The 12,790-nt window shown below is 74.8% G+C and carries 10 protein-coding genes; 4 read left to right on the top strand and 6 right to left on the bottom strand.

Features of this window, described 5'->3' with window-relative positions; genetic code table 11:
• Positions 1 to 63: 63 nt before the first annotated feature.
• On the top strand, positions 64 to 1,491 hold the full coding sequence (rox, locus tag JK356_RS16460; RefSeq protein WP_201868843.1) for a rifampin monooxygenase: 1,428 nt from the start codon (positions 64 to 66) through the stop codon (positions 1,489 to 1,491).
• A gap of 30 nt (positions 1,492 to 1,521) precedes the next feature.
• Here rox and JK356_RS16455 read toward each other — a convergent pair whose 3' ends face one another.
• A complete protein-coding gene (locus JK356_RS16455) occupies positions 1,522 to 2,274 on the bottom strand; it encodes an MBL fold metallo-hydrolase (protein WP_201868841.1) in 753 nt (250 codons plus the stop codon).
• Between the two features lie 395 nt (positions 2,275 to 2,669).
• Between JK356_RS16455 and JK356_RS16450 the strand changes: the two genes are divergently transcribed.
• Both JK356_RS16450 and JK356_RS16445 read left to right on the top strand, forming a co-directional pair.
• Positions 2,670 to 3,008 carry a hypothetical protein gene (locus JK356_RS16450; RefSeq protein WP_201868839.1) on the top strand — a complete coding sequence of 113 codons (339 nt, stop codon included), beginning with the start codon at positions 2,670 to 2,672 and terminating at the stop codon, positions 3,006 to 3,008.
• Positions 3,009 to 3,140: 132 nt separating this feature from the next.
• Positions 3,141 to 3,623, top strand: a complete 483-nt coding sequence (locus JK356_RS16445; RefSeq protein WP_201868831.1) for a VOC family protein — start codon at positions 3,141 to 3,143, stop codon at positions 3,621 to 3,623.
• A 27-nt stretch (positions 3,624 to 3,650) separates the two neighbouring features.
• Here the strand turns inward: JK356_RS16445 and JK356_RS16440 are convergent, their stop codons facing one another.
• From JK356_RS16440 to JK356_RS16420, 5 genes are all read right to left on the bottom strand, one after another.
• Complete coding sequence (locus JK356_RS16440) at positions 3,651 to 4,871, bottom strand: sugar ABC transporter permease (protein WP_201868830.1); 1,221 nt, start codon at positions 4,869 to 4,871, stop codon at positions 3,651 to 3,653.
• On the bottom strand, positions 4,862 to 5,614 hold the full coding sequence (locus JK356_RS16435; protein WP_201868950.1) for an ATP-binding cassette domain-containing protein: 753 nt from the start codon (positions 5,612 to 5,614) through the stop codon (positions 4,862 to 4,864). Before JK356_RS16435 ends, JK356_RS16440 begins: the two co-directional genes overlap by 10 nt.
• A 41-nt stretch (positions 5,615 to 5,655) precedes the next feature.
• On the bottom strand, positions 5,656 to 6,738 hold the full coding sequence (locus tag JK356_RS16430; protein ID WP_307815654.1) for a substrate-binding domain-containing protein: 1,083 nt from the start codon (positions 6,736 to 6,738) through the stop codon (positions 5,656 to 5,658).
• 135 nt (positions 6,739 to 6,873) lie between these two features.
• The gene (locus JK356_RS16425) at positions 6,874 to 9,246 is read right to left on the bottom strand and encodes a SpoIIE family protein phosphatase (RefSeq protein WP_307815652.1); all 2,373 of its coding nucleotides are present in this window, start codon (positions 9,244 to 9,246) and stop codon (positions 6,874 to 6,876) included.
• A 117-nt stretch (positions 9,247 to 9,363) separates the two neighbouring features.
• Positions 9,364 to 10,971 (bottom strand): hypothetical protein, encoded by a 1,608-nt coding sequence (locus JK356_RS16420; RefSeq protein ID WP_201868825.1) that lies wholly within the window; start codon positions 10,969 to 10,971, stop codon positions 9,364 to 9,366.
• A 615-nt stretch (positions 10,972 to 11,586) separates the two neighbouring features.
• Between JK356_RS16420 and JK356_RS16415 the strand changes: the two genes are divergently transcribed.
• Positions 11,587 to 12,555, top strand: coding sequence for a GlxA family transcriptional regulator (locus tag JK356_RS16415; RefSeq protein ID WP_201868823.1), 969 nt, complete (start codon positions 11,587 to 11,589; stop codon positions 12,553 to 12,555).
• The last annotated feature ends 235 nt before the right edge of the window (positions 12,556 to 12,790 follow it).

The following is a 12,790-nucleotide window of genomic DNA, read 5'->3' as shown; positions in this document are numbered from 1 at the left end:
AAGACCCCCCAAGTGCCGCACAATGCCCGCTCCGAACGGATAGACCGGGCCGAGGGGGTTGACGTGTGTGACGTCATCGTGGTCGGCGGCGGGCCGACCGGCATGATGCTGGCGAGTGAACTGCGGCTGCACGGCGTGCGGGTGTGCGTGCTGGAACGGGACGAGAAGCCGTTCCCCGTCGTGCGGGCGCTGGGGCTGCACGCCCGCAGCATCGAGATCATGGCGCAGCGCGGGCTGCTCGACCGGTTCCTGGCCCGGGGCACGACGTATCCGCTCGGCGGCTTCTTCGCTGCCATCCCCGCGCCCCCGCCCGAGGGCCTGGACACCGCGCACGGCTACGTGCTGGGCATGCCGCAGCCCCTCATCGACCAGCTGCTGGCCGAGCGGGCCGCCGAACTCGGCGCGGACATCCGGCGCGGCTGTGAGGTGGCCGGGCTCAGCCAGGACGAGGACGGGGTGACGGCCGAACTCGCCAGCGGCGAGCGGGTGCGGGCGCGGTATCTCGTCGGCTGCGACGGCGGCCGCAGCACGGTGCGCAAGCTGCTCGGGGTGGCCTTCCCGGGCGAGCCGACCCGGGTGGAGACGCTGCTGGGCGACATGGAGGTGACGGCGGATCCGGAGACGGTGGCCGCCGCGATGGCCGATATCCGCCCCCGGCAGCTGCGGTTCGCCATCGGGCCGACCGGCGAGGGCGGCACGCACCGCATCGTGGTGCCGGGCGCGGAGCCGCCCGGGGACCGCTCCCAGCCGCCGACGCTGGAGGAGTTCCGGCGGCAGCTGCGGGCGGTAGCGGGCACGGACTTCGGTGTGCACTCGCCGCGCTGGCTGTCCCGCTTCGGCGACGCCACCCGGCAGGCCGAGCGCTACCGGGTCGGCCGGGTGCTGCTGGCAGGCGACGCGGCGCACATCCATCCGCCGGTCGGCGGGCAGGGGCTCAACCTCGGGGTGCAGGACGCGTTCAACCTCGGCTGGAAGCTGGCCGCCGAGGTGAACGGCTGGGCGCCGAAGGGGCTGCTGGACAGCTACCACGACGAGCGGCACCCGGTGGCCGCCGACGTGCTGGTCAGCACCCGTGCGCAGATGGCGCTGATGGCGACCACGGCGGACGGCCGTGCGATGCGGCAGCTGATGACGGAGCTGGTGGAGCTGCCGGAGGTCAACCGCCGCCTGACCGAGAAGATCACCCAGATCGCGGTCCGCTACGACCTCGGCGGCGGGCATGAGCTGGTCGGCCGCCGGCTGCGGGACGTGCTGCTGGGGCAGGGGCCGCTGTACGGCCTGATGCACGGCGGCCGGGGGCTGCTGCTCGACCAGACCGGCCGGCTGTCGGTGGCGGGCTGGGAGGACCGCGTCGACCACGTGGTGGACGTCAGCGAGCTGGACGTGCCGGCCGTGCTGCTGCGGCCGGACGGCCACGTGGCGTGGGCCGGCGAGGACCAGGCGGAGCTGCTGGAGCGGCTGCCGCGGTGGTTCGGGGCCGCCGCCGGCTGAGCGCCGGGAGGCCGGGGCCGCGCGGGCCGGTCAGACGGTGAGGGTCTCGCCGGGGCGGGGCAGGCGCAGCCGCTCGGCGAGGCCCGCCTCGGCGAAGGCCCGCTCCAGTGCGTCCGCGCCCTCGGTGACGTGCGTCCAGTGCTCGAAGTGCAGCGGGATGACGGCCCGCGCGTCCAGCAGCCGGGCGGCGCGGGCGGCGTCCGCGCTGCTGAACGTCAGGTTCCCGGCCACCAGCGAGGTGCGGGCGGCGCCCGCGCACAGCACCGCCACGTCGAACGGCCCGAGCCGCTCGGCGATCTGGGCGACCACCTCAAGCGAGGCGTTGTCGCCGCTGAGGTAGACCCGCGGCAGGCCCTCGCCGTCGAGTGCGAAGCCGAGGACGGGCCCGGTGACGTGCTCGGTGCCCTCGGGGCCGTGGCGCGCGGGCAGCGCGGTGACGCGCAGCGGGCCGACGCTGGCGCTCTGCCACGGGTCGAGCGCCCGCACCGGATCGCCGAGCCGCTCGCGCGCGGCGCGGGTGGACAGCGTCAGCGGGGTGGTCGACAGCAGGACCCGGCCGGCGGCGTCCAGGTTGTCCGGGTGCTGGTCGTGCGAGAGCAGCACGGCGTCCACCGGCCCGAGGTGGTAGGCCGAGACGGCCGGGCCCTCCGTCTTGGCCAGCGCCCGGCCGACGACGGGGTACTCCCCCGGGCCGTCGAACGTCGGGTCCGTCAGCAGCCGCACGCCACCGGTCTCGATCAGGGCCGTCGGCCCGCCGACATACCGCAGGGAGAATCCGGTCACGGCGTCACCCTAGCTCCGCGTGCCGCCGGGCAGCGGGCGTGACGCGTGGGCGTCGCGACGTGCGCCGGGACCGGTGCCCGGGCGGCGGGACCACGATGTCCGGGCTGGGAACAGAGCCGGGCCCAAGGAGGGAACGAGACCATGCGCCACGACGCACGCGGGCGGGGCCGCACCTTTCGTGCCGTCCTCGCCCTCCCCGCCCTCCCCGCCGTCCTCGCCGTCCTCGCCGCGGTCGCCGTGCCGCTCCTGGCGGGGTGCGGCGGCGACGCCGGGGAGGCCGGTACCCGCAACGCCGGTACGGCGGCCGGCGAGGAGGCCGGCGGGGAGGACGGCGGGACGCCCGGGGCCGCGGCGGGCCAGCCGGACACCGTGTCCTTCCACGAGTTCGGCGCCAGATGGCGGCGCTCGACACGATGCTCGTCTACTGCGCCCCGGGCCTGCCGGGCGGCCCGCGGGACAGCTGCGGCCTCAGCGCCCTCACCGAGGCGGTCACGGAGCTGACCGGGGCGATGACGGAGAAAATCGACAGCGCCCCCGCCCCGGAGGAGTACACCGACGCCGCCATGGCGATCAGCCGGCTGGACGACGCGGTCAGCGACCTGGGCCGCTGCCACGCCTGGTACGCCAGGGGCGGCACGAGCCAGGATGCCGCGACCGACGCGGACTGCTTCCTGGCCTGGGAGCTGCTGACGTCCAGCTGGGAGGCGCTCAAGCCGGCGGTGGACTGGCCCTGACGCCCGGTCCCGCGGCCGGCTCGCCCGTCCGGGTTCCGCGCGCCGCGCCGCGATGAGTTCCGGCGGCCGCCCGGGTCCCCACCGTGACGCACACACCCGCCACCGGGGACCCGGGGAAACGGAGCACGGATCATGCCGGACGTCCAGAAGATCACGACCTGCCTGTGGTTCGACGGCAACGCGGAGGAGGCGGCCGCGTTCTACTGCTCGCTGTTCGACGATTCGCGGATCGTGGAGGTGCAGCGGTACACGGAGGCCGGCCCCGGCAGGCCGGGCGACGTCGTCTACCTCGTCTTCGAGCTGGCGGGCCAGCAGTTCTCGGCGATCAACGGCGGCCCGCAGTTCCGCTTCACCGAGGCCATCTCGCTGATGGTGGCCTGCGAGGACCAGGCCGAGGTGGACCGGCTGTGGGAGGCGCTGACCGCTGACGGCGGCCAGGAGTCGCAGTGCGGCTGGCTGAAGGACAGGTACGGCCTGTCCTGGCAGATCGTGCCGCGGCGGCTGAACGAGCTGACCGGCAGCGACGACCCCGCCGTCGCCGCCCGGGTCACCGAGGCCATGCTGAAGATGCGCAAGATCGACCTCAGCGTCATCGAGGAGGCGGCCCGGGGCTGACCGGCCGCCGCCGGCCGGGCGCGGCCGTCACGCGTGGCCGATGCTGAGCGAGGAGCGGCGGTTGAGAGAGTCCAGCACGATGGCGGCCAGCAGCACGGCCCCGGTGATCATGTACTGCACGGCGATCTCGATGCCGAGCAGCGCCATGCCCGAGGCGATGGACTGGATGACCAGCACGCCGAGCACCGCCGCCCACGTGCTGCCGCGCCCGCCGTAGAGGCTGGTGCCACCGATGACGGCGGCGGCGATCACGTTGATCAGCAGTTCGCCGCTGCCCGCCGCCTGGCTGACGGACGAGACGCGGGAGGCGAAGAACAGCCCGCCGAGCGCGGCCATGGTGCTGGAGATGGCGAAGACGGAGACCCGCACGGCGACGATGTCGACCCCGGCGCGGCGGGCCGCCTCCTGTCCGCCGCCGAGGGAGAACACCTTCCGGCCGTAGGTGGTGCGGCGCAGCACGAATTCCAGCCCGGTCACCACCGCCAGGAACAGCACCAGCGCCAGCGGCAGCCCCTGGAAGGCGGCGAGGACGGCCGCCGCCGCGAAGGTGATCACCGCGAGCACGGCCGTGCGCGCCACGATCTCGCCGGCCGCCCGGACCGGCAGCCCGGCCGCCGAGCGCCGCCGCCGCTGGAGCCACGAGAACAGGAAGAACCCGGCGACGCTCAGCGCGGCCAGCCCGTAGGCCGTGGCGCCGGGGAAGTAGGTGCTGGTCAGCCGGGCGAGGAGCCCTTCGTCGTTGAGGTTGATGCTGCCGGTGGGGCCGAGGATGTACAGCATCAGCCCGTTCCAGCCGAGCAGCCCGGCCAGGGTGACGACGAACGCGGGCACGCCCAGGCGCGCCACGAACAGGCCGTGGAACACCCCGATGGCCGCGCCGGCGCAGACGGCCAGCAGCAGGGCCAGCCACTCGGGCACGCCGTGGTTGGCGTTGAGGATGGCGAAGAGCGCGGCGCTGAGCGCGCTGACGGAGGCGACCGACAGGTCGATGTCCCCGACGAGCAGCACGAAGACGGCGCCGACCGCCATCAGCCCCAGCGCGGTGATGTCGACGCTGAGCGTGGACAGGTTGCGCGGCGACAGGAAGCTGCCGTCGAGCGACTGGAACACCAGCCAGATGACCAGCAGCGCGGCGACGACGGGCAGCGCGCTCAGTTCGCCGCCGCGTGTCCTGCGGTAGACCTCGGCGAGGTACCGGCGGGGCCCGTTGCCGGGTGCCGGGACGGTGGCGGGCTGGTTCACGGCCATCGGCGCTCCGCCCGCATCGCGGTGTTGTCGGTGGCCCCGGTGACGGACGACAGGATCTGTTCCTGCGAGGCGGTCCGGACGTCGAAGAAGCCGTTGTTGCGGCCGTGGCGCAGCACGGCGACCTGGTCGGCGACGGCCTTCACGTCGGACAGGTTGTGCGTGATGATCATGATTCCCAGTCCCCGTTCCCGCAGGCGTTCGATGAGGTCGAAGGTCTGGGCGGACTGCTCGACGCCGAGCGCGGCGGTCGGCTCGTCCAGCAGCACCAGCCGCGGGTCGCCCAGCAGGGCGCGGTAGACGGCCACCATCTGCCGCTGGCCGCCGGAGAGCGCCCGGACGGGCACGCGGCGGCTGGGGACGCGCAGGGCCAGGCCGCCGAGCAGGTCCCGGGCGCGGCGTTCCATGGCGACCTCGTCGAGCACGCCCAGGCGGTGGATCTCCCTGCCGAGGAACACGTTGCTGACGACGTCGAGGTTCTCGCACAGGGCGAGGTCCTGGTAGACGGCGGCGATGCCCAGCGCCTTGGCGTCGTGGGGCTGGCCGAGCCGGACGGGGCTGCCCTCCCACTCGATGACGCCCTCGTCGGCGGGGTCGACGCCGGAGACCACCCTGACCAGGGTGGACTTGCCCGCGCCGTTGTCGCCGACGAGCGCGACGACCTCGCCGGCCCGGATGTCCAGGCTGACCTGGGACAGCGCCTGCACGGCGCCGAAGCGCTTGGAGACGCCGCGCAGCCGCAGCATCGGGGGCTCGCCCCGCGCTCCGCCCGCTCTGTCCGCGCTGGTCACGGCAGCAGTCCGTTCCTGCGGCACGCCTCTTCGTAGCGGGGCGTGCAGATGTCCTCGGCCGTGTACAGGCCGTCGCCGACGACCTCGGACTTGACGTTGCCCGCCGTCACCGCGAGCGGTTCGGCCAGCACGGCGGGGACACGGGAGCCGTCGCCGAGCGGGACGGTGGTGGTGGCGGCGGAGTCGGGGGACTCGCCGCGGGCGAGCGCGACGGCCATGGCGGCGGCGGGGCGGGCCTCCTCCTGGTAGGGCTTGTAGACCGTCATGTACTGGTCACCCTCGAGGATCCGCTGGATGGCGGCGAGCTCGGCGTCCTGCCCGGTGACGGGGGGCGGCGGGTCGATCTGCGCGGCGCGGTAGGCGGCGATGACGCCGGCGGCCAGCCCGTCGCTGGTGGCCAGGACGCCGTCGATGTGGTCGGGGCCGAGGTCGGCGAGGGCGCCGGACATGTTGAGCCGGGCGTGGCGCGGTGCCCAGCCGGGGGTGTCGAACTCCCTGACGATGTCGACCTGGCCGGCGAGAACCTGCCTAGCGCCGCGCGCGAACACCTCGGCGTTCGGGTCGGTCGCGGAGCCGTTCATCAGCACGATGCGGGCGTCGCGGTTCCGGCCGACACCGGCGAGCGCCCCCAGCAGGGCGTAGCCCTGGAGCTCGCCGACCCGGGAGTTGTCGAACGACACGTACGCGTCGATGGGGCCCTGAGCCATGCGGTCGTAGGCGATGACGGGGATGCCCTCGCGGTCGGCCTCCTCGACGGAGGAGGCGATGGCGGTGGCGTCCACGGCGCTGAGGATCAGCACGTCGTAGCCCGCGGTGATCATGGACATCATCTGCCGCTGCTGGACGGCGACGTCGTTCTGGGCGTTGACGGACTCGACGGTGCAGCGGGGGCAGCGGTCCTTGATGTACCGCTCCAGGAACGGGTCGTCGAACTCCTCCCAGCGCGCGGTCTGGGTGTCGGGCATCAGCACGCCGATCGAGGGCGCGCTCTGGGCGCCGGGGTCGTGCCCGGCGGTGCCGCAGCCGGCGAGCGTGCCCAGCCCTGCCAGCACCGCCAGCGCCACCAGGGCGGCGGACACGGGTGCGGGGGCCGCCGCTGGGGGCCGTGGCCGCCGGGCCGGCCTCCGTATGGCCTTCGACATCATCGCGACCTCATCGCCCCTCGTTCGCGAACATCACATATAACGCTAAACGGACAGGCGGCGCGGCTCAGCTCAGGACGCGGCTGTCTCCAGCTCCTCGCCGGGCGGGCGGGCCAGCGCAATCTCGCACCACACCTGCTTGCCGCCGCTCAGCGGCACCGAGCCCCAGGCCAGCGAGACGGCCTCGACCAGCATGATCCCCCGGCCGCCGGTCGCCTCCCAGTCGCCGCTGCTGTCCTTGACGGGCGTGCGCGGCGAGGAGTCGCTGACCGCGACCCGCAGCCGGTCACCCGTCTGCGTCAGGTCCAGCCGCACCGGGCCCTGGGTGTGGACCAGGGCGTTGGTGACCAGCTCGGAGACCGCCAGCAGCACCGCGTCGGCGTCCTCCCGCACCCCCCAGGAGCGCAGCGTGCGGGCGGTGAAGCGGCGGGCGTGGCCCACGGCGTCGGGCAGCCGCCAGACCTCCCAGCCGGCCCGGCGGGGCTTGACCCGCATGCCGTCGTAGCGCAGCAGCAGCAGCGCCACGTCATCGTCACGGCGGCCGGAGCCGCCCAGCAGGGCGTCGGCCAGCGCCCCGGCGTCCCCGGCGGGCGTCGCGCCGAGCGTCTCCCGCACGCGGGCCAGCCCCTCCTCCACCGGCAGCGTCGCGGACTCCACCAGCCCGTCGGTCAGCAGCAGCAGCACCGTGCCCGCCGACAGGCCCATGGTCGTCATCGGGAAGTCGGCCTCCGGCACCACACCCAGCGGCGGGCCGCCCTCGACCTCGATCTCCCGCGTTGCGCCGTCCGGGTCGCGCAGCAGCGGCGGCAGGTGCCCGGCGCGCACGAACCAGGTGTCGCCCTCCTCCATGTCCATCGCCACGTAGCAGCACGTGGCGAACAGGTCGGTCTCCATGCCGGTCAGCAGGCGGTTGGCGTGGGAGATGACGACGTCCGGCGAGTGGCCCTCCACGGCGTAGGCGCGGATCGCGGTGCGGATCTGTCCCATGATCGTCGCGGCGGCGGCACTGTGCCCCTGCACGTCGCCGATCACGAACGCCACGTGCCGGTCGGTCAGCGGGATTACGTCATACCAGTCGCCGCCGACGTCCAGCCCGACCGTGGCAGGCAGGTAGCGCGCCTCGGCCTCGCCGCCGGGCAGCTCCGGGAGCGTGCGCGGCAGCAGGGTCCGCTGCAGCATCTCGGCCAGCTCGTGCTGCGCGTCGAAGGCACGCGCCCGCATCGTGGCCTGCCCCACCAGGCGGGCGGTGGCCGACAGCAGGAACCGCTCCTCGGCGCCGAACTCGTGCGGCGACCGCCACCCGGCCAGGCACGCCCCCACCACCCGGGCGTCGGCGAGCAGCGGCAGCACCGCCATGCCGCCGGGGCCGATGTCCGCCAGGCCCGGTTCCAGCGTGGTGCCGGACGTCCACAGGCTGGTGGTGCCCTCCCGCAGCGCCTCGGTGAGCGTCGGCAGCGCGGTGGCGGGCGCCTCGGGCCAGGACTCGCGCCACTGCTCCGGCCACACATCCGGCTCGGCCGGGTGGAAGGCGGTGATGACCAGCCGGTCACCCTCCAGCACGCCCAGCACCACCCGGTCCGCACCCAGCTCCCGCAGCGCCGCCACGGCCATCTCGCTGACGTCGCGCACCGTCACGGCCGTCGCCAGCGTGGCGGACAGCCGCTGCACCCGGGAGACCTCGTCGGCGCTGGGACGCAGGTGCGCGGCGTCGGCCAGCAGGCCCAGCACGTGCTCGGGCCGGTCCGCCTCATCGAGCGGCACCCGGCAGCGCATGTGCAGCCAGCGCAGCTCCCCGCTGGACATCCGCACCCGGAACTCCAGCTGCCGGGTCGCGTTCGTCGCGATCGGCCACGGCTCGACGATCGACATCAGCGCGGGCAGGTCCTCGGCGACGGTGTGCGCCAGCAGGCTCTCCACCCGCCCGTCGAAGGCGCCGGGCAGCACGCCCACCAGGTCGAGCGTCACCGGGCTCACCTCGACCCGGCCGGTGCTCAGCTCCATCGAGAACCAGCCGATCCCCTGCGTCTCCAGCACCCGCGCCGGCTGCGGCAGCGGCTCCGGCTGCCCGGCCGCCCCCAGCCGCTCCGCGATGTGGTCCGCGTACAGCTCCAGCAGCACCCGGCGGGCCGGGGCGCCGACGAGGGGATCGTGGGTGTAGAGCGCCAGCACGCCGCCCGGACGGATCACGCGGCCGCCCTCCCCCGACTCGCCGCCGCCCAGCGGCAGCGCGGCGGGGACGCTGGCGTCGGCGTTCCACACCGGCCTGCCGTCCCGGAACGCCTGGGCGACCGGGTGGCCGCTGCCGCGGGGGCAGCGCTCGTCGAACCGCTGCCGGACGTCCGGCGCCCCGGTGGCGTCGGCCAGCCGCAGCTCCCCGGCGTAGTCGTCCGGCAGGTAGACGGCAGCCGCCAGCGCCCCGCCGAATGCGCCCACGCGATCTGGCACGGTCCGCCTTGCCTCCTCGCCCACCGGCGATTTCCAGCCATCCCCAGCCTAAGGACAACGGGGGCGGCGCGCCGTTCCAGGCGCCCCGGGCGGTGGCCGCCGCCCGGGGCCGGAGCCTCACACGTCCTGCCCCAGGCCGGGCGGGTCGAGCAGACCCGGGTAGGACTGCTCCGCCACGTAGTGGCAGTACGTGTAGGTGTAGTCGGGGTCGAAGCTGTCCGAATCCGCGGCGTTGTGATCGGTGTCGCCGGGCGAGGTCATCAGGAAGTGGTAATCGCCCGCCGGGAGCCGCAGCGTCGTCGACGGGTAGTCGGTGCCGCTGTCCGAGCAGGAGGCGTCGCCCGGGTCGTCGGGGTACACCGAGCAGCCGTCGCACGGCTCCAGCGACTCCGTGCCGGTGCTCGGCCCCGTGTACAGCACGTCGACGGCGTACGGCGAGTCGTTGAGTATCTCCAGCGTCACCAGCGGGCCGCCCGTCTCCCCGGGCGGCGGGGGCAGCGCCTCGCCCGCGGCGGGCAGCTCCTGCGCGATCCGGGCGGCGATGAGGATGTCCCCGGCACGGCGGGCCCGCCGGTGGTCCGGGTAGGTGTCGGTGAACTCCGTGAGCGTCTCCTCGGCGCCCGTGTAGTCGCCGGTGAGGAACTGGTCGGTGCCGCACTGGTACATGCCCTCGGGCACGTTCTCCTCGCCCTGCTCCGCCAGGCCGCTGAGGTCCTCGCCCGGCAGGGAGGTCAGCAGCTCGCCCAGCCCGCGCAGCTCCTCCAGCGCCCGGCAGGGGGCGTCGCCGCTGATGCCGGCGACGGCCGCGTTCTGCCGCTGCTCCAGCTCGCCGGGGAGGCCGTGGGCCTGCTCGGAGCCGGGGAAGTCCGCCAGCAGCCGCGACAGCGGCTCGCTCGCGGAGGACGCCGCCGCGCTGTCCACGTAGCCCATGCCGCAGCCGTGGAGAGCGGCGGGCAGCTCCCCGGCCGCGCGCTCGGCCAGCCGTTCCGCCTCGCCGTCGTCGAACTCGTCCGGCAGCCCGTAGAAGAAGTCCAGCGGGGCGAGCAGCGGGCAGCCCTCCTCGTCCTCGGGAACGGCCGCCTCGTACAGCCCGTCCAGCCGCTCCGGCACCTGTCCGGCCGCGTCGCTGCCGGGATGCCCCGCGTGCACCGACAGGTAGGCGCTGACCGCCTCGTGGTAGTCGTCCTCGGCCGAGGCGAAGTCCGTCTGCGCGGCCCGCTGCACGATCCCGTCGGCCAGCTCCAGCCGCTCGCGCAGCACCTCCTCAAGCGCCGCGCGCTGCGCCGCGCCGAAGGACACGACCGCGGCGGCCGGCAGCGCCAGCAGCAGCACGCCCGCCGTCCACGGCACCCACGGCGGACGGCCGCCGCCCAGCACCGGCGGACGGCCCAGCCGCCAGGCGTCCAGCGCGAACAGGACGACCGCCGCCGCGTACAGCGCCACCCAGCGGCCGTCGATGCCGTCCGCGTCGACGGGCAGCGCGGCCAGCAGCAGCGCGCCGGTCGCGGCCCAGCAGGCGACGGCCCTCGGCCAGCGCCGCAGGTAGAGATAACCGGCGCCCAGGCCGCTGAGGTTGAGCAGCGCGGCGCTCAGCGCCGTCCCCGGATCACGCGGCCCGGCCGCCGGCGGTAACGGCGGCGGGGGCGGCGGATAGGCGGGCGGCGGCGGATACCCGGGCGGGTAAGCCGGGGGCGGACCGTACGGGGAACTGCCGTATCCGGACACTGATGACCTCCTGCGACGGGCGCGGCACTTCAGGCGGCAAGGCCGCGTTCTCCCTCCCACGAAGCCGCGCTCGCACACGTTAGGCGGCACCCCCCGGTACCCCTCCCCACGCTGCCGCCACGGCTACGCTCCGTACCGCCGCGATCATCTCACCGTGGGTGCGGCACGTCTACGCCAGACGGTCACGTTCCGGCAACCAGACCGGCGGGCCACCCGGCAGGGCCGGAGCGGGACGGCCGGCCGCGCGGAACGACCGGGACGGAACACCCGGCTCAGCCACCGGAAGAAACCAGAAGGAACCCGACGGCAAAGGCCCGGCAAGGGCGCGGCCGGCCGGGATCGTCTCCCCTCCGCACGACCCCGGCACCAGCGGCAACGACGCGCGCCCCCGTACCCCCCCAGTCAGACGGGGGCGCGCTGCGCGAGCCCGCGCGGGGCAGCCACCATGCCATACCCACGGCGGCGTCCGGTGCCATGACCGGCCACGCCCGCCGCTGCCCCGCGCGGTGTTGCGGCTGCCAGCTTCTCAGCAGAACTCCCGTGTCACCACGGTCTTCTGGGCCGGTTCCCGAGGGTTTCGGGTCACGTGTCCGCCGGGCGTGCCACGATGAACGCATGGCTATCCGACGCGTCGCCGCCTACGCCCCGCCCGGGGTCGCGCACATGGCGCTCGGCGTACTGAGCGGCGTCTTCCGGCGGCGGCCGGGGCTGCCGCCGTTCGAACTCGTGCTGTGCGCGCGGCGCCCCGGGCCCGTGCGGACCGATCTGAGGCTGCCGATGCACGTCGAGGCGGGCCTCGACGCGCTCGACGGCGCCGACCTCGTCCTGGTTCTTCCCACGCTCGACTTCCGCGAAGCAGAGGAACACGAAGACGTGCACGCCGCGCTGCGCCGGGCGCATGCCCGCGGCGCCGTCGTCGCCACCTTCTGCACCGGCACGTTCATGATGGCCGCCGCCGGGCTGCTGGACGGCCTGACGGCGACGACCCACTGGGCCTTCGCCGACGAACTGGCCGCCCGCTATCCGCGCGTCACCGTCAACCCCGAACCGCTGTACATCGACCACGGCAACCTCGTCACCGGCTCCGGCGCCGCCTCGGGCACGGACGTGGCGCTGCACCTGGTGCGGCGCGACCACGGCGCGACCACGGCCAACGCCATCGCCCGCGACCTCGTCACCCCGCCGCACCGCGAGGGCGGGCAGCGCCAGTTCATCACCACGCCGGTGCCGGCGGCCCGCGACGACGAGGCGCTGTCGGCCGTACTGGCCTGGGCGCGGGGCCAGTTGCACCGCCGGGTCTCCGTGGACGAGCTGGCGGCCCGCTGCCTGATGAGCCGCCGGACGTTCACCCGCCGCTTCCGCGCCGCCACCGGCACCACGCCGCACGCCTGGCTGCGGGCGCAGCGCCTGGCACGCGCCGCGGAGCTGCTGGAGACCACGGACCTGACCGTCGAGCAGATCGCGGCCCAGGTCGGCTACGCGGGCGGTGCGGAGCTGCGGGAGCAGTTCACGCGCTACCGCGGCCTGCCGCCGAGCCGCTACCGCAGCGCGTTCAGCGCCCGGCGCCCGGCCGCGGTCGGCTGAACGACCGCTGCCCGCCGGGGCAACGGACACTGGCCCGGTGCCGGCCCATGCCGCTCTCCCTCCCGCCCGCTCCGCATGCCAGCCTGGCGCCGGAACGATTGGCCCCACGACGGTCGACAAGAGGAAAGAGCGCCATGGACCGGCCGCACCGCAGCGAGGAAAACCGCATTCGGCCTCAGTCGCGCCCCCACCCGCCCCGCGCCACCGCCTTACCCGCGGCACCCGGCCCCGCCCT

Origin of the sequence: Streptomyces sp. 7-21, from assembly GCF_016741785.1 — a bacterium.
Taxonomy (GTDB): Bacteria; Actinomycetota; Actinomycetes; order Streptomycetales; family Streptomycetaceae; genus Streptomyces.
This window is presented reverse-complemented; position numbering and strand designations above follow the sequence as displayed.